The sequence below is a fragment of the Arenibacter aquaticus genome (assembly GCF_003957295.1).
Classification (GTDB): domain Bacteria; phylum Bacteroidota; class Bacteroidia; order Flavobacteriales; family Flavobacteriaceae; genus Arenibacter; species Arenibacter aquaticus.
Genome location: NZ_RQPJ01000021.1, coordinates 549,816 through 569,885, shown reverse-complemented (window position 1 = coordinate 569,885; position 20,070 = coordinate 549,816). Strand labels below are relative to the sequence as shown.

General features: G+C 40.1%; 8 protein-coding genes. 5 read left to right on the top strand and 3 right to left on the bottom strand.

The annotated features are described in order from the left end of the window. Positions 1-22: 22 nt before the first annotated feature. From EHW67_RS18250 to EHW67_RS18235, 4 genes are all read left to right on the top strand, one after another. Positions 23-1,306, top strand: coding sequence for an alginate export family protein (locus EHW67_RS18250; RefSeq protein ID WP_126163821.1), 1,284 nt, complete (start codon positions 23-25; stop codon positions 1,304-1,306). Between the two features lie 198 nt (positions 1,307-1,504). Further along, entirely contained in the window at positions 1,505-2,176 is a 672-nt protein-coding gene (locus tag EHW67_RS18245; protein ID WP_126163820.1) for a response regulator transcription factor, read from the top strand. Between the two features lie 209 nt (positions 2,177-2,385). Then, positions 2,386-5,919: a nitrate reductase gene (locus EHW67_RS18240; RefSeq protein WP_126163819.1), complete on the top strand. Its 3,534-nt coding sequence runs from the start codon at positions 2,386-2,388 to the stop codon at positions 5,917-5,919. A 12-nt stretch (positions 5,920-5,931) separates the two neighbouring features. Next, positions 5,932-7,371 carry a rubredoxin gene (locus tag EHW67_RS18235; RefSeq protein WP_126163818.1) on the top strand — a complete coding sequence of 480 codons (1,440 nt, stop codon included), beginning with the start codon at positions 5,932-5,934 and terminating at the stop codon, positions 7,369-7,371. A gap of 23 nt (positions 7,372-7,394) precedes the next feature. Here EHW67_RS18235 and EHW67_RS18230 read toward each other — a convergent pair whose 3' ends face one another. The 3 genes from EHW67_RS18230 to EHW67_RS18220 form a co-directional block, all read right to left on the bottom strand. Further along, positions 7,395-9,503 carry a PAS domain-containing protein gene (locus EHW67_RS18230; protein WP_126163817.1) on the bottom strand — a complete coding sequence of 703 codons (2,109 nt, stop codon included), beginning with the start codon at positions 9,501-9,503 and terminating at the stop codon, positions 7,395-7,397. Between the two features lie 106 nt (positions 9,504-9,609). Beyond that, positions 9,610-10,032, bottom strand: coding sequence for a response regulator (locus EHW67_RS18225; protein ID WP_126163816.1), 423 nt, complete (start codon positions 10,030-10,032; stop codon positions 9,610-9,612). 356 nt (positions 10,033-10,388) lie between these two features. Next, entirely contained in the window at positions 10,389-12,041 is a 1,653-nt protein-coding gene (locus EHW67_RS18220) for an ArnT family glycosyltransferase (RefSeq protein ID WP_126163815.1), read from the bottom strand. A 489-nt stretch (positions 12,042-12,530) separates the two neighbouring features. Here EHW67_RS18220 and EHW67_RS18215 point away from each other — a divergent pair, with 489 nt between their 5' ends. Then, entirely contained in the window at positions 12,531-20,069 is a 7,539-nt protein-coding gene (locus EHW67_RS18215) for a PKD domain-containing protein (RefSeq protein WP_126163814.1), read from the top strand. The last annotated feature ends 1 nt before the right edge of the window (position 20,070 follow it).

The window sequence follows — 20,070 nt, the reverse complement described above, 5'->3', positions numbered from 1 at the left end:
ACAACCCCCTAAAAAATAGATTATGAAAAAAAGACACTTATTAATCGGACTATTGTGTTTATCCGCACAGTTCATCAGTGCACAATTTACCCTGGATGGAGAATTTAGACCCCGTACCGAATATCGCCATGGCTTTGGCAATCTTATTGCCGACGATGCCGATGCCGCTTTTGCTATAAGCACTAGGGCCAGGCTAAATGCCGGATATGCCGTGGACGCTTATAAATTCTATCTAAGTATACAGGATGTCATGGTATGGGGTGAGAACCGACAAATTTTACCCGATGACCAGAACGACTCCTTTGCAGTTTTTGAAGCCTGGGCCGACATTAACCTAGGCGAGGGATTTTCAACCAAATTGGGGCGACAATCCATTATTTATGACGACCAACGAATATTTGGCGGTTTGGACTGGGCACAGCAAGGAAGAAATCACGATGCGGCTATTTTAAAATATGGGAAGGAAAGCTTTCAACTGGACCTTGGGTTGGCATTCAATCAGGATTTTGACAATCCAACGGGGTTTCAATCTGTAGGAACCACATACAATACCACGGGATATTTTAGCTATAAGACCATGCAGTACCTCTACTTAAAACAAAAATGGGCAAATATGTCGGCTAGCCTATTGGTGCTTAACAACGGCTTTCAAAATTTTGAAGCCGATGGTACCACTGCAGATGGAACAAGTAATTTACAGACCTTTGGAACCCACTTGAATTATTCGAAGGGAAGTTTTGGGGCAGCAATGAATGCCTTTTTACAAACAGGGGAACGTCAAGGTTCTGCTAAAGTTTCCGGGGCTTATCTTTTAGGGCTCGATCTCACTTACAAAGCCAGCAGCAAAGTGGGGCTAGGGGCAGGAATAGAAATAATTAGCGGCAATGATGCGGAAACCGCAAATAAGACCGAGGCCTTCTTCCCCCTATATGGAACCAATCATAAATTTAACGGGTTCATGGATTATTTCTACGTAGGTAACCATGCCAACTCGATAGGATTGTTTGATATACACCTAAGTGCTAATTTAAAATTGGGAGAGAAGTCTAGCCTGTTAATAAAAGCCTTGAACTTTAGTGGAGAGCAGGAACTTGGAAGCGGGAATAAATCCTTGGGCACGGAATTGGACCTGGTCTATTCCCAGACTTTTAAGGGATATGCACTCAAGTTAGGGTACTCCCAACTATTTGCCAATGACGGTATGTACCAATTAAAAGGAACTACACAGGATATTGCCGCTTCCAGTCAGAACTGGGCCTGGGCCATGTTGGTCATAAAACCAAAATTCCTTAATACTTCTAAATAAAAACCTATTAAGGCCCCGTCCGTTGCGGGGCCTTAAAATATAGAAATACTCATTGGGCAGTATAATCAATAGCTCCCCCCAAGACTTTCATAATAAACGAAACAGCGGTACAATACAGCAAAACCAATATGCAATTGTCACCGTATGAATACTTAGTTTTTAAATTTATCCTATATTTGTTCAAATAGAAATAAAATTTTGGAAAAGACTACACGTATCGTTTTAGCAGATGACCATTCCCTAGTAAGGGACGGAATCCGTGCCCTATTGGAAGAGGATAAAAATTATGAAGTTATAGGAGAAGTATCCAACGGGAAGGAAGCCGTTGAAATGGTGCTAAAGAAACATCCGGATCTTTTGATTATAGATATACGTATGCCCGAAATGAATGGAATAGAGGCGGTAGAGGAATTAAAAAAACACCATTCCACTACCAAATGCATTATACTTTCCATGCACGACTCAGAAGAATATATCTTAAAATCAGTCAGTGCCGGTGCAAGTGGGTATTTACTGAAAGATACCGGAAAAACAGAATTTCTTAAGGCCATATCCACTGTTGAACAAGGTGGGAAATATTTTAGTGGGGACATCTCCAATGTTTTGGTCAATAATTTATTGGGGCAATCACAGGTACAAAAGGAGAACAAACCCACCTCCAAAAATGCCAATAACTCCTTCGGAATTACAAACAAGGAGTTACAAATCCTAGAATTGGTACTATCAGGACTCACCAACAAGCAAATCTCCGAAAAGCTAAAAAAAAGCAAGCGTACCATTGAGACCCACCGTTTTAACCTAATGCGCAAATTGGGCGTGAACAACCTAATGGATCTAGCCAAAAAGGCTCAAGAGTACAATTTGGTCTAAGGTTTATTATTTTAAGGAGTTTGGGCCTATTATATATTGATTAATGCCCGTTAGGATGGTCTTATTTCTGTTTTAGCCAATTATTATTGCTATTTATTGCCTTTTCATCAATAATAGGATAAACTATTATTAATAAATTACTACGTATTTATACTTAATTTGGTAATTTTATACTTTCAATTAATAGGTATCTTTATTAAAAGGATTTTATGCAGAATAGAAACGAACATAAAACCATTTGCTCCTATTGTGGGGTGGGATGTGGTATAGTGGTGGAAAAGGACACCAAAGGTACTATAAGTGTAAAAGGAGATCCTGATTATCCCGTTAATAAAGGAATGTTATGCTCCAAAGGGAAAAACCTCAACTATGTAGCCCAAGATACCAGTGATAGAATTTTATTTCCTGAAATGAGATGGAGTAGGAACCATCCGCTACAAAGAGTATCTTGGGATACCGCTTTGGATAGGGCTGCAGCCGTGTTCAAGAGCATTATTGAAAAACACGGTCCGGATAGTGTTGGTTTCTACGTTTCTGGTCAATGCCTTACCGAAGAGTACTATTTAGTGAACAAACTAACCAAGGGTTTTATTGGCACCAATAATATAGACACCAATTCCAGGCTCTGTATGAGCTCTGCAGTAGTGGGCTACAAAAAGATGCTTGGAGAGGATTCGGTTCCCATAGCCTATGAGGATATAGAGCTTTCAGATTGTTTTTTGATTGCTGGGGCAAATCCTGCTTGGTGCCATCCAATTCTTTTTAGGAGAATAGAGAGTCATAAAGAGAAAAATCCAAATGTAAAGATTATTGTGGTAGATCCCCGTAAAACCCAAACCTGTGCGGGGGCTGATCTACATTTACAAATATTACCCGGCACAGATGTAATTCTCTTCAATGCCATAGCACGTTGGTTAATTGAAAAGAAAAAAATTGACAAGGACTTCATTAAAAAGCATACGGTAAATTTTGATGCCGTTAAGAATAGTGCCTTTGAGCTTTCCCTACGGAAAGCTTCGGAACTTTGCGGTATTACGGTAGACGATATAAAGAAGGCCGCGCAGTATATTGGAAATGCCAAGGCCTTTATAAGTATGTGGACAATGGGACTTAATCAAAGTGTAATTGGGGTATCCAAGAATGTGGCCTTAATGAATTTATCCCTACTCACCGGACAGATAGGAAAACCTGGGGCAGGTCCTTTTTCCTTAACGGGACAGCCCAACGCTATGGGCGGTAGGGAAGTTGGTGGAATGGCCAGTCTTTTAGCCGCCCACAGGGAGTTGGGTAATCCCAAACACCGTAAGGAAGTAGCTGACTTTTGGGGAGGAAAGGAAATAAAATCGGAACCGGGCTATACCGCCACGGAGATGTTCAATGCTTTGGAAAGTGGTAAAATGAAGGCTGTTTGGATTATCTGTACCAATCCTATAGTTAGTATGCCCAATGTACACAAGGTAGAAAAAGCACTTAAGAATGCTAATTTTGTAGTAGTTCAGGATATTTCGCACAATGCCGAAACCACAAAGTTTGCCGATCTTCTTTTGCCGGCTGCCGGATGGATGGAAAAAGAAGGCACCATGACCAATTCAGAGCGAAGGATAAGTTACCTTCCCAAGATTATTGATGCTCCGGGTGAGGCGTTGGCAGATGCAGAAATATTATGGAGGTTCGCCCAAAAAATGGGTTATAACGGATTTAATTATGGCAGTGCCTCTGAGGTATATGATGAGCATTGCCTTTTAACCAAGGGAACTCAGATAGACATTTCAGGTTTGTCTTACGAACGCTTAAAGACTGAAGGCAGTTTTCAATGGCCCGTACCCCATGACAAACATCCCGGAACACCAAGATTGTTTGTAGACAAGCAGTTCTTTACCAATGATAGCAAGTCGCATTTTAACGCTCCAATGTCATTGTATAACCGCTCTGAAACAATAACTCCGGAGTACCCGTTGGTACTGAACACTGGCAGGGTAAGGGATCAATGGCATACACGCACTAAAACAGGGAAGGTAAAACGGTTGCTTACCCACATTCCCGAGCCCTATCTGGAAATGAACAAGGTAGATGCCTACCTAAGACAGTTAAAGGATGGGGATATTGCAGTAGTTAAAAGTAGGCGGGGAACAGTACGCGTAAAGGTAAAGGTGAATTTTGATATTCGCGAAAAGGTAGTGTTTTTGCCCATGCATTGGGGAAAAGTGCTGAACAATGATTTTGGAAGGGCCAATAATCTGACCAACGACTTGGTTGATCCCGTTTCCAAGGAACCCGATTTTAAATATTGTGCGGTTGAAGTGACCAAATACGAAAAGCCAAAGCAAAAGATTGTGATAATAGGGGCCGGTGCCGCGGCCTATCGTTTTATACAAACCTATAGGGAAAAGAACGAAATAGACACACTACATGTGTTCTCCAAGGAAAAGGATCCTTTCTACAATAGGGTATTGCTCCCAGAATATGTTAGTGAGGAGCTCTCATGGGAATCTCTGGAAAAACTAAAAAAAGGAGAACTTCAAAAATTGGATGTTACCCTACATCCCGGATTGGGAATAACCAATATAGATAGGGTAAATAAAACAGTACAGGACGCCAATGGCTTTGAGCATGCCTATGATATTTTGGTCTTGGCTACGGGCAGTAGAGCTTTTGTTCCAAGTGAGGTACAAATAAATATGCCAGGACGCTTTACCATGAGGGAACGGGGAGATGCCGATAAACTTCGCAAATATCTGGATGATACCGGACTTCCCACAACAGAACAACATGTGGTTATTGTTGGGGGCGGACTCTTGGGACTGGAGCTTGCCGCAGCATTAAAGAACCGGAATGTAAATATCAGCATTATACAGCGTGCCCCAAGATTAATGGAGCGTCAATTGGATAGTATTGCCAGTAGACTATTGGCAGAAGATGTTAGTGAAAGAGGTATAAAAGTATATTTTGATAACGAGGTAAGTACTGTCTTTGAGGAAAGAGACTATAAAAATTCCTTGTCGGTCACCCTAAAAACGGGCCGAACCATAAAATGTAATGCCATTGTCTATGCCATTGGAACACGTCCCAATATAGAATTGGCCAAGCAATCCGATCTTAAAACCGGAAGGGGGGTGGTAGTGAACGAATACTTACAGTCCAGTGATGAGCATATATTTGCCCTGGGTGAAATAGCAGAGTTTAAAAATGCCCTTTTCGGGATTACCTCTGCTGCTGAACAACAGGCAGACACGGCTGCCAAATTTATCCTGGGCGATTTTAGCAGTATCTATAATGGGTCTATACTCATGAACATCCTTAAGTTTGAAAACCTTGACCTATGCAGCTTGGGAATGGTAAATGCTCCTGCTGGCGACAGTAGTTATGAAGAAATTATACTGATGGACGTTAGCAAGAAATACTATAAAAAATGTATTGTTAAGGACGATACCCTAAAAGGGGCCATTCTGATGGGCGATAAAAATGAATTCGCAGAATTCAAAAGACTTATAGAAGAGGAAATAGAACTATCCGAGAAACGAAATGAATTGCTAAGGGGGCAATCCAATTCTGTGCCACTAAAAGGAAAATTGGTTTGTTCCTGTAGTCAGGTTGGGGAAGGCAACCTTCTAGAAACCATCTCTGGGGGCTGTGACGATTTTTCCAAACTGTGTTCCGAAACCGGGGCTGGTTTGGGCTGTGGAAGCTGCAAGCCAGAAATTCAGGACATACTAAAAAAACAATTACAAACCGTAACCTCCTAAATTGTAAATATTATGAACGATGATTTACACCGTATATTGATAAAAGGTGGGGTTACCTCCCCTGGAGAATTAAAGGACATCATAACCATGCTGGAAGCTGGCGGACTTAAAGAGGTCTATTTTGGGTCTAGACAAGATTTATTGTTTCCCTTACAGCATGCCCAAGAGGAAAATCTGGAAGAGATCTCCAAGTTTAATACGGATATTGTAGCGGACAGAAGTTATCAAAATATTGTTTGCTCCTATATATCGGCCGATATTTTTGACATGACCCATTGGCTAAAGGGGTCCACCTACCTCTACATATTGGAAGGGTTTGATTACCAACCTAAATTAAAGATCAATATCACCGATCCAAAGCAGCGATTGGTTCCTATTTTTAGCGGTAATCTTAATTTTATTGCTTCAGAAAGTGAAGACTATTGGTATTTGAACGTTAAACTTCCGCATTGGAAAAAATCGGTCTATTATCCAGTTTTAATATATAGTTGGGATATCTGTACGGTTGCCAAAGCCATTGAAGAAATCTATCAGGATGTGGAAGACATAGACGAGTTGTTTTATATCCTTACAAAAAAACTGGATACCAATAACCGAACCATAGAGAGGGAACTGGAGATACCCTATATAAAATTTCCGTATTACGAAGGCATGAATAGAATGGGAATAGACCAATATTGGCTTGGGCTCTATTGGCGCAACAATAGGTACGATCTTGATTTTCTAAAGGAACTATGCGGGTTCTGTTTGGACAATAGCATTGGGAAAATATGTATTACACCATGGAAATCTTTTATTATAAAAGGTATTAAAAGTTCCAGTAGACCAGAATTGGAGCGCTTTTTAGGACAAAGAGGAATTAATATTAGGCATTCCCAATTGGAAATGAATTGGCATCTCCCAGTAGATGATTTGGAAGCCTTGGAATTAAAAAAATTCTTGGTACTTAGCTTTGATCAGAATGATATCAGTACATACGGCCTTACTTTTGGTATAAGCAATGAAACGGGAAAACGCACCCATTTTTCATCGGTAGTCATAGAAAAAAATACACAACCCAGCATAGTAAAGAATTTTGAGGTTAGGCCAACATACAACGTCTTACATTTTAAGAATTTTGATCCCAATACACAAGAATATAAAATATATGCCCAAGATGTGGATAAAATTGAGCTCCCTGGACTGTTAATGGAACTGAGTAGAAAATACTTTAGCCAATTGGGGAAGGCTGGGATAAAGAAAAAGGAAAGTGCAAAGCAGGATAAACTTGATTTAGAAAGGGAAGTGTACCAATGTACTTCGTGTTATACAGTATATGATGAGCAATACGGGGATGCCAAGTGGAACATACGCAGTGGAACACCTTTCAAAGATGTTTCAGAAGCCTATACCTGCCCTGTTTGTGCTGCCCCAAAATCCCTGTTTTCAAAAATAAAACTGGAAATAATTTAATTATAGGGCAAATTTGTAGAAGTTCAATGTGCCAAAAGCTTCTTTTCCATGGCGTTTAGCAATAGATTGATAGTGAAAATACTGCCCTCTCCATTTTTGCTCTCTACTTCAATAGAACCGTTCATGGTCTCTACTTGGGTCTTAACCAAATATAGACCAATCCCCTTACCGTGGGTGCTTCCACTTAACTTACCGTACATATTAAATATTTTTTTTCTTCTTTCCTCATTCAGTTCCATGCCCTTCCCATTGTCCGATAAAACAATCTGGATTCCACCTATAGGGGTTGTATTGGAATAGATTACGACATGTGGATCACGCTCTGGGGACCTATGCTTTATTGAATTCATAATTAGATGATAAAATATATTGGAAAAATAGCGTTTCATTCCAAAGGCAGTAGGGGCCTTGGCAAAATCAAATTCAATTGTAGCGTGATACTTTTCAATTTCATCGGAAATTAGGATGAGAATATCTTCCATAACCCCCTTGAGGTCTACCTGCTCAAAGTCGATCGTAGCAATATTTTTTAGTGTCAATGAATGGTTAAGGTCCTTAATGGTACCATCCAATTTTTGCACCGTATTACCCATCAGCAATATTATATCCTTGTGATCCCTGTTATCATTGTGCTCCAACAAATCTATTAAGCTCAGAAGAGTAGAAATGGGCCCTCTAATATTATGGGAAATAATATATACAAAGTTCTGAAGCTCCCTATATTGTTGAAGAATACGTTCCCTGGCATTTTCCATTACGGTAATGTCCTGGGTGGTACCGGCCATTCTTACAGCGGTGTTGTTTTTATCAAAAAATACTTTTCCCTTTTGATGAACATGGCGTAAATGTCCATCTTCTAAAATAATTCTATTTGAAATGTCAGGGTCTTCCCTATTTTCTAGGCTATACTGCACATTGCTATCAAAAATTTCCCTGTCCTCCGGATGAATTAGCTCCAAGAGGGCTTCATAGGTAGGGGTGAATGTTTTTTGATCCTTTCCAAAAATACTATATAACTGATCGGACCACTTAATTTCATTGTTTTTAATATCCCATTCCCAGTTTCCTATATTGGCAATTCTCTGTGCCTCCTTTAACGAACTTTCGCTTTCCTTTAATTCCTCCATGGCCCTAATTCGCTTAGTGATATCACGTTGATAAACACTACACCCAATAATTAGCCCATGATCATCAATTATAGGGTTAAACGATAACTCATAAAATATTTTCCTTCCCTCTTTTTCAATCTCAACTTCAGTTAAAAAGCTCGTTCCAGACAGAACCCTATCGTAATAGTCTTTGGTCTTAGATTTATTTTCCAAAAAATATCCCGCTTCCAACACATTCTCGCCCTTGATAGGGGCAATACCTCCATCATCCAACCTGCCTTTTGCGAATACAGAATTATAGGCGATGAGCGTATAGTTTTTATCCACGGTCCAAATACGGTCCGAAGTATTCTCCAGTATAGATGCCAAATGTCTGGATTGACTTTCCATGTTTTTTGAAAGTACTCCAACGGAATCGATAATACGTTTGATAAAAAAATGATATAACAGCCATATGAAGATTAAGAACAAAAAGGTTAAAATACCTAAGACATAGGTAAGATTGCCTATTGTATTATCAATATGCAGTTGCAGGGCCTCAACCATATGATCCATTCCGGCTAAATATTTTCGTTCCCAAATACTTAGTTCCCTTAATTCGGCTTTACTTAAATTTGCTAAGTTTAACTGCTTTGAAATTAATTCAATGTTTTCCTGGTAAGGCGAAATTGCTTTAAGAATACTATCTACGGTTCTATTTTCTATTTTTGGAATATCAAGGGCTTCATGGCCATTTTGGAACCCTCTATGAACGGCACTCCACAATGCTACATCTTCCGATATTTCAATTTGATTTTGTTCACTAGTTTGTAGGTAGTAAATACTTTTTGCTATTTTCTGGCTTAGCATTCGCTGTCTCCCAGCTAGGTTGATAATACTAGACTCGTATTCACGTAGATTGGTAGTTAGGTTTATACCAATTGCCAACAATATTGCAAAAATGAAGGTTAGTGCAAAACTGCTAATAATAGACCTTCTTATTTTGCCGAAGGAAGCATTTTCCTTAAGGGGGTTTATTTCCATTTATATCGTTTATATCCATACCTTGGGTATTGCCTTGAATGGATAGCTTACTAAAAAACAATAGCTATGAACAATGTCCAAAAAGTTCATTGCTCCAGAATTTCAATTAGGGTGCAGGCGTTAAACGGGAACTGCTATGAACAAAATTTATTATCTCATTATATTTCAATGGCTTGGTGATATATTGATTGATCAATGGATGGGAGTTTCCCTTGGCCATATCCTCATAATCTATGGAGGAGGTTATCATTAACAAATCAAATACTTTTCCCTCTTTGGCCAATGTATTGGCCTTGTCCAAGAATTCAAATCCGTCCATTTCGGGCATGTTGATATCCAATAAAATCAAAATTTTTATATCGTTATCAACCAATTTTCTACGCAGCTCCAATAGGGCCTCCAATGGATTCAGGAATATTTTAATCTCTTTGGCAATACCAGTTCGCTTAATAATATGATGGTGAACAAGATTTATTACACTATCGTCATCAACTAGCAATACCAAATCGTAGGTTAAGTCATTTTTCATGCTTTGGGATTAAAGTATAATACTTTAGGGACTAATACTTATGTTTATAATTACTAAAGTTGTTTCATTTCCTTTATTGTGACTAAAAAATCCACTTAGAAATTCCTATCATGTTTATTATCATACTGAAAAATGAACTTTTATAAGTTTGGATCTTTTAGCAATTGATATTTTATTAAATCAATAGATTTAGGAATGCCCTAGTTTATAACCTAAAACTAGGTAAAATATTATATAAATGTAAGAAAATACCTCCAGTTTTAAGGTTTTATTAACAATTTAAATATATATACAAAAGAGTAGTTTACTAAACAGTAGTATACATTATAAAACATTAAAGAGAACAGCTTAAAAGCTTACTTATTATATAACAACAGCCATTTAGGATAATCTTTGGAACTATTAAAGTTATTCCTAAGATAGTTCAGACTGTCATCCAAGTCCCTTTTTTTACGAATGAGTAAAAATGTGTTTTTATGATGGCTAAGAGAGTCGAGTCTATACAAAACCGCTGAATTATTCACATCCCAAAGTCCCTCTACCCACTCCTTGTCTTTTTGGAACTGTACTTCACGGGATGTTGTATTGTGGTTACATTTCAAGGTAATAAGATCAGCATCGGAATAAAAAGGAATGGAAGAGAGGAGGTAGTCATACACCAAAATAGTTTTGTGCTTAATAGGGCCTGTACCGTTAATAAAAGTAACGATGTCCTTAGTAGAATTTATAGTCCCAGAGTTATGCGACATCAAAGATGTTACAATCAGGATGAGGGAGGCCCCAAAACATCCAGCCAATAACGCTGGCTTATAGCTACTGTTATTTTTAATAAGAAAGAATAAGGTTCCAAAAACTATAAAACAACTAAAACTAAGCAACCATGTCCCTAGGCCAATCTGAAAAAGTGAAGGGTATATTAAAGAGAGTCCAACTATGGAAATTATCAATACTCCCATTAGTATGGAATAGGCCAAGCTCAATAACTTACAGGTTACATATGATGCCCTGAATAGTTGTGACCCAATTAGAACTGCCAACATCCAAAAAATGGGTAGAATATACAGTATAAGCTTAGACTTAAAAACGGAAAAGAATAAAAAGGTACATAGAGTACTGGCCAGTAAAACCCGGTCCTGTTTTGATAATTTAGCCCAAATCCCAGAAATCTTAAAACTACGTTTGTAAAACATTAACCACCATGGTACTAACAAGCCAATCACCAAGGGTAGGTAAAACCAAAAAGGCTTACTTCTATTGAACGTATTTAACGTTATCCGTTCCACAATTTGTTCCCCTAGAAAATAATCCCATAATCCCGGAGTGTTCACGGTCACTACAAAATACCAACTACCGCCTATTACAAGAAAAAGACAAATTCCTAAAAGGTGATGGATATTTATTTTGGAACCCATATTGTAAATTACCTTGTAAACTATTATATAGGTGAAGATAAATAATAATGCTACTGGACCCTTGGTAAGAAAAGCCATAGCCGATAGCAAATAGAAGAGGTAAAGGCTCCAGATACGGTACTTGGAGGTGTAGTACTGCCAACAATAAACAGCACCAAGAATAAAGGCGGTTAAATAAGCATCTGTGGTTAAGTTTCTACTGGATATCAGTACAATGGGCATTGAAAAGTAGATAAGACCGGATGTAAAGGCTATTTTGCTATTATTGTAAAGTAACATGGCAATACCATACACCAGCAATAACTCTACTAAAAGGGCTATTTGGAGAAAGAATCGAGCACCAAATTCGTTGATGCCAAAAATGCGATAACCCAAAATTGTTATATAATAGGTTAAAGGTGGTTTGTGATAGTGAAAAACCCCTAGTAGTTCCGGATTAATATAATCCCCAGATTGTAACATTTCCCTACTAATCTCAGCATAACGTGCTTCACTAGTTTCCGCAAGGCCATAGGATCCCAAATTAACAAGAAGTACAAATAGGGCTATCGCCAGGAATAAAAAATAGTATCGAATGCTCGTTATTCCAGATAACATGACTGCGATTTAGTAATTAAAAATACAAACATTTCCCTTTATACAACAGGAAATCAAGGGTTTATTTAATGTCATTTCAGCCTTGCCATATTCAAGATAAAGAGGGTATAACCGTTCGTTTTAATAATAATCCAGCTCCCTAGGGCAACTCATTTTATAATCGCATTTATCACCTAAGAATATACTTTATAGCCCATTATTTAACTAGTCCATGAAGATGCCATCTGTATACATCAATAAAAAATTTAAGCTCCTCACAAATAGCTTCCAAAAGCTATAACTATCCAAAATTAGCTGAAGAATAAACTCTTATAAATTTTCCTAAACCACAGATAAATACACTTACACAACAAAATTGTGGCATCCCGTTCATTTAGTTGAAAAAGACCACAATATTTTAAGGGTCTAAGCCGTTATAGGGTCTTTCCTACAAAATGGGGAAAAACAGTACTGTTTTATAATCCAATTATTACCTAAAAGGGGCATATCATGATAAAATTTACCGCTAAGCTGGTCCTATTCACCTTGTTGTTTAGTTTTAGTATTTGGTTAGGTTCGGCTCAGGTTTCAACCAGTTTACAGAATAGTAATTTTTATTCCTGTGGTTCAGATATACCGCAGACCCAATTAAGTTTGGGAAACCTGCTGTTATCCGAAACCGCTTCAACAGATTTTACTACAGGAAGTTTTACCTTTTATATTCAGGCTCCTTCCAATTTTGAAATCAATGCGGCTAGCATCTCCGAAACGGGAACCGATATCAGTAGTGCAAGTGTAACCCAGGATCCTAGCGACCCCACTAGGTTGCAAATCTCTATTACCACCACTTCACAGGCTACTTTAGATGTGCTTACCGTAGAAAATATAAGTATACAACTACAGTCAGGGGCCAATACAACGGACGGTCTTTTTAAATATGTGTTGGATGGCAATCCCAATGGAGTTAATGGAGTAGGGGATAACCAAGATATAGCAACGGTTACCTTTGAACAGTTACATGGAGGTACTGGGGTAAATCAGCAAGTATGCGAAAAATCTGATTTACAAAATATTAGTGTAACAGGATCCAATATAACCCAAAGCAGAACATTTGAGTGGGAAAAAGAAGAAAATGGAAGCTGGACGGCCATTCCAAATTCCGATACCGAAATTCTCGTAATAGACAAGCCTAGTATTGCCAATGGTATTAGTAAATACCGTCGTTTAACTACCTTTACCATTAACGGGGAGGTATGTACCCAAACAAGTTCTACAGCCACCATTACGGTCAATGAAATATACCCAGGAAGTATTACCGAAGGTACGGGCCAAAATGTTTGTGCCACCCAAATTCCCCAGCAATTGAGTACATCTGGAGATGTGGCCGTAACCCCTGCCGGTGAAAACACTTACCAGTGGTATAAAAACGATTCCGGACCTTGGGAACCTATTGACGGTGCAACAGCTAATTTTTATCAACCCCCAGCGCTATCCGTGACTACTTCTTTCAAAAGAAGAATTACGAATGTGCTGAACGGTTTTAGCTGTTTTAAAGAAACAGCTGCAGTAACCATCTTGGTAAATGCCACTGTAGTGGGAGGTACTGCTACAGACCAAAACATATGTTCATTGGATGATTTGCAGTTACTTACAGTAAACAACGGTGAAAATAACGGCAGCTACCAATGGCAAAAAAGAAACGGGGATAATTGGGATGATATCACCGGAGCCACTCAAGGCACTTACAACGCAAGCGGAAACCTAAATCCAGGCATAGAGGAATTTAGGAGGGTTACCACCGTTTCCGGAGCTAGCTGCCAAGGAGTAAGTTCTGTGGCCACCATAACCTATACCAATTTTATGGTTGGGAGTATTGCAGGCGAGCAAACCGTATGCTATAACGAAGCACCTAGTATTTTTACTTCCAGCACCAATGCCTCCGGGTCAGGTACAATTTCCTATCAATGGGAACAATTTGATGGCAGCAATTGGGTTGCCATATCAGGAGCCAATAATGCAGACTACCAAGCCGCGGCATTAACGCAATCTACCAGCTTTAGAAGACAGGACAACATATTTTTAAACGGATTTAGCTGTTCTGATTATACCAATGAAATCCAGATAACCGTTCTTGATGAAATATACGGGGGTAACGCCAGTCCGGATCAAACAATTTGCGAAGGAGAAATTCCTAATTCCATAACCGTAGACAATGGAACTGCTATAGGCCCCAATATAAGCTACCAATGGCAATCCAAAACTACGGGCACATTTACTAATATTAATGGGGAAACCGGTGACATTTTAAGTTTTGCCAATGCCCCAACCACTACAACACAATACAGAAGACAGACAATTATAACCAATAATGCAAAGGTCTGTATCCAAAACTCCACTACGAGCACTGTTTTTGTCAACAGCATTAATCTGGGTACCATTGGGAATAACCAAGATGTTTGTGCCGGGAGTAACCCCGCCACGATAATAAATATCAACAATACATTGGCCGCAGGTAGTCTATCCTATTCTTGGGAGTCTTCCACTGATAACGGTGCTACCTGGAATACAATTCCATCGGCTACGGGAGCTACCTATACCCCCGGAGTGCTGGCAACCTCTACAAAATATAGGAGATTGGACAGCAGCACCCTGAACGGCAAGGTATGTATGGAATATACCAATGAAGTTACTATTACCGTCGCAGCTACAATTTCCGGAGGGGACGGTTCCGAGGACCAGGTGGTTTGTGAGGATGAAGCTCCAAGCACTATCAGCGTAGCTAACGGTACCCCAAGCGGACCGGGAGTAAACTTTCAATGGTATGCCTCCACGGATAATATAAATTATACCCCATTAACTGGGGAAACGGGAGAAACCCTTAGCTTTTCCGAAGGTCTTTCGGCATCCACCTATTTTAGAAGAAACGTTACACAGACCAATAATGGGAACACCTGTGAGGCTTCCAGTACACCTACCTTGGTTACCCTGATCTCGCTTTCTGAAGGTACCATTTCCCAGACACAAACTGTTTGTGGTACGGACAACGTTCCCCCTATAACAAGTACGGCGGATGCCAGCTCCAACGGTTCTATAAACTATACATGGCAGAGTTCACCAGATGGAAATACCTGGACCGATATAGCTGGTGCCAATCAGGCTACCTACACCCCTGCCAACAATGGCGAGCTTGAAACCTATTACAGAAGAAAGGCTACAGCCAGTTTACAAAGCATTACTTGTGAGGCCGTGACAACTGCGGTAATCGTATATCTAAACAAATTTGATGACGAAATTAACCATAAAATAACCTTCGTCTCTGGAGATTGGGGAAGTACCGAAGTATGTAATGGTGGCGATCCCCAGCCATTTAGTTCCAATTTCACCCTAATAGCATCAGGTGATCTTAGCTATCAATGGCAAATAGCCGATATTAATGATGAGGCAAGTTTTACAGATATTCCCGGCGCCACCGATATATATTATGACCCACCCGCGGTAACCCAGGATAACTACTATAGAAGAATTACTACTTCTACCCTAAACGGACAGTCCTGTAGTGTAACCAGTAATGTTCTGGAAATCATCAATGGCGGAAATGCCACGGGAGGTACTATTGGTACCACACATCCCAATGGCGAAATTAGTAGTCCCAACGAGGAAGTTATTTGTGAAGGTGGCGACCCAAGTTTAATAGAAGAGTTGGACCCCTCTACAGGAGATGATACCTTAACTTATCAATGGTATGCCAATGGTGTTGAAATTAATGGAGCAACCGGAACCAGCTATGACCCGCCCTCGGGCGTTATGGAAACCACAACCTATATTAGGACCACTACCAATACCGACATCTCTGGGGTTGAATGCAATGTGGATAGTAATCCTGTTGTGGTCCTAGTCCCAAATGCTGATTATATCGGAAATAGTAGAACCCTATGTTACAATACAACCACAACAGAATTAGGTGATATAGCCGATGTGGAAGGACTTCCCTATTTAACTTTTCAATGGTATGAATCCACTGACGGAATAACCTTTACCCCCATAACAGGGGCTACGGATGCTACCTATGACCCAGGTATGGCATTTACGACAGACAGATATTATCAAAGGGGCTATATCGCTACGGTGGATGGAACACAATGTGGCCCTGAAGAATTTAGCAATGTTTTAGGAATCTATGTAAATGATGTAAACGGGGGATCCATTTCTGGAGATCAAAAAATATGCTATGGGGACGACCCTGGAATATTGGGCAATACTTTAGACGGTACTGCCGATGGAGTGCTAAAATACCAATGGTATTCCTCTGTGGACAATAGTAACTGGGGTATTATCAATGGAGCGGTGAACAGCACCTATGATCCGGAAGCGGGCGACTTCCCTACCACGTATTTTAAAAGAACCACATCTTCAACATTGAATAATGTGGTGTGTTCCGAAGACAGTAATACGATAGTAGTAGAGGTGGCAGATCAAATTTTACCGGGAACCTTGCTCAATGACCAAACAATTTGCGAAGGAACGGTACCTGCAGCTTTGACCGTAAGTGGTAGCAGTACGTATTCCGATCAAACATACGACTGGTATTCCTCTACTGATGGGAATATTTGGGCCGACCTGGAAATACATACGGCTTCATATACGCCACCTATTCCTACGGAGACCCTATATTACAAGAGAACCATCACGAGGACTACTCTGGTAGATCAAACCTGTGTAGTGGAAACCAATCCTATAAAAGTTACACTTAATTCCGTCAATGCCGGTGAGATTACAGACAATCAATCGGTATGTGAGGGCAGTCAGCCTGATGCCATAGTAGAGCTGGAGTCGGCCACAGGAGCTGGTGTTCTCAGCTATCAATGGTGGTCATCTTCGGATAATCAGACCTATTCGGCTGTAGCAGGTGCCACGGAGCCAAATTACACCCCACCCAGTAACCTTACAACGTCCACCTACTTTAAAAGGGTGGTTACCAGTACTATTAACGGAGTGGCCTGTACAGACGAAACATCCCCAAAACTCGTTACTGTAATTCCTTACCCAATCATAGATAACGAGGCCATTATTGCCAATGACATTACCAATGTAAGTTGTTTTGGTGGCACTGATGGAAGCATTATAATTCCGAATGAAAGGATTACTGGGGGTAATTCGGCACAAAAACAGATTAATACCATTTCCTTTTATGGAACTCCCCAATTAGACAATACCTATACAGTACTAATAGACGGTAAGGAATATGAGCATCAAGTAACCCTGAACGGTCTTAATCAACCCCAGGACAATAACGAGGTGGCTGCAGCTCTATCACAGAAAATTAATTCGGCAACAGGAGCTAACCTTAGCCCGGTAATAGCAACCTCCAGTTTTAATGAGCTAATATTGACCGCAAAAATTGAAGGAATTGCGTTTACCGCTTATGTAAGCACGGGAAGTGATCCCAATGCCAGTGCCTCCAATGTGGTTACCCAGCCCAATGCCGTTGCCAATACTTATGAATGGACAAAAATTGGGGATACCAGTTTTTCTGCCTCTAGCCTTAGTATCAGTGACCTAAGTGCCGGTGCATACCAACTAACCGTTTATAATGAATTCTGTGGAACAACATCCTCTCCGTTTATTGTTACAGAACCAGAGGAACTTACATTGAATATTGGCGATACCTGTAATACAGCGATTTCCGCATCCAGTACAGGGGGAATAGCCCCGTTTACCTTTACCCTTACCAGACCAAACGGGACTACTTTAGAACAGACATCCAACAACCCTAATATTACCTATACCAATTTAACAGGAGGAGCCACTTATACCATAAGCATTAAAGATGCCAGTTGTGGGCAATCCGTATCAGAAGCTGTAACCCTGCCCATGGGCCTTCAGTTTAACGAGTCGTCCGTAGTAGTGGACAACGCAAGCTGTTTTGGTCAAAATAATGGTAGCATTAGTTTAAATATTGGGGCAACGACCGTAACCGGTGGTTACCCACCTTATAGCTTCAATTGGACAGGTCCGGACAATGTAAATTATTCAACTGAGAATATTTCCAACCTGGCACCTGGCGTTTATGAATTGTACGTAACAGATCAAATAGGTTGTTCTGCAACCTTTACCGCCAATGTTGCCTCCAAGGCTGCCTTGGAAATTAGTAGCGTGCAAATAACCAACGAACAGTTACAGTGTGCCGGTGATACCAATGCCGAAATAAGCATACAGATAAGTTCTGACCCCAGTAGCCAAATACAAATAAACTGGTATAAGAACGGTACCAGCTTTACAACCAATAGTACCAATCTTACCAATTTAGGTAGAGGAAGCTACGAAGTAATTGTAACAGATACGAATAGTGATCCCAATAGCCCCTGTACCGTTAATCAGACTTTTAACATAACAGCGCCAGAAGTATTTAGCGCCACAGAAGTCGATACCGGAAACGCAAGCTGTGTTGATGCCAGCAATGGCCGGTCATTTACCTTTAGTGTCCAAGGCGGTACCGCCCCTTACCAATATTCTGTAGATAACGGAACTCCAGTGTTCTTTAGTGAAACACAGACCACAATAGGATCACTTTCAAATGATGGTCATGTAATTAATATTACAGATGCCAATCAATGTGTTGTTCAAACCTTTACCATGGACCGTTATGAAGCACTTGGATATATGGGCACACAATCTTTTACAATTGCCCCATGTGAGACTAGCTACTCATTTACATTGGACACCGCTCAGGTTACAGGAGGAAATCCGTACATAGACGGAAACAATGACTCCTATTATTTATATGATTGGAGCGGCCCCAATAATTTCGTTGCACAGGATATCACTAGTTTTGATGCGGTGCCCGGTACCTATTGGCTTACTATAAGTGATAGTAACAATTGCTTTTCCGAAGCTATAGAGTTTACTTTTGGCACTACCTATGACCCTATTACCGTAAGCAAGGATATAGGGCTTGTAAGCTGTGGAGCCACTGCAGATGGTGCTATTTCAATAGCTATCAATGGAGGCCTAAGACCATATAACATCTTATGGGAAAAGGAAGTAGCCGGAACAGCCAATAATCCAGATCCTGTTTTTACATCCATGGGACAAAATGTAACCCAATTAAGTGGATTGGAAGAAGGACGTTATAGATTAACGGTTACAAGCAATATTAACGGATGTACAAAGGAAGATCCTTCCTACTACTATCAAGAGATCATTACCCTGAATAAAACGGAGTCCCTAAAGCTGGTTGATGGCCCCTACTTGGACGAAGCCCTATGCTTGGGGAATCCAGGAAGTATTTCTGTAACTCTATTTAACAGCCAGGGAGGTGATTTGAGTTTTTACTATGATAATGCGCTTATGCCATCTGTTAAAACAGGAACGGACACCTATTCCATTCAAATAGCCAACCCTATAGACAGTGCTTCCCTTAATGTAGTAAACGATCAGGGATGTGGATTTACTATGCCTATTAGTTCAGGAGTTAGCGATCCAACTTTTACCTATAGTTCTGAAGAATATGAGATTACAGGGCTATTATTGGCAAAAGAAGACATAAGGTTCAGTATTGCGGCCGAAGAAGGATATACATCTGCTTCGTGGGACTTTGGAGATGGCAGCCCGATAATCAATGTAGATCCTGAAACAGACGGAATCCAAGTAGCCCATAAATATAGTTACCCCGGAACATTTGATGTAGCCCTAACCTTGTACAATGAACAAGGTTGTAGCAAAACCTATGAAGAAAGTGTACAAATTGGCAATGGGTATGATGTAATGTTCCCCAACGTTTTCTCTGCCAATGCAGATGGGATCAACGATTATTTCCAAGGTGAATTTACGGGAATGGCCTCTTTTACCTTCCAGATTTATGATATGTGGGGAGGCTTGGTCTATAGTGTTGCCTATGATTACGATGATATGCCAGTAAACTGGGGATGGAACGGGACCTACAGTTCTGGAAAGCCGTATAAAAACAAATCCTTCCGCTACTTGTTTGTAGGAACCACGAAAGACAATAATCAAATTACCAAAACTGGCGAAGCCTCAATATTAAGATAGT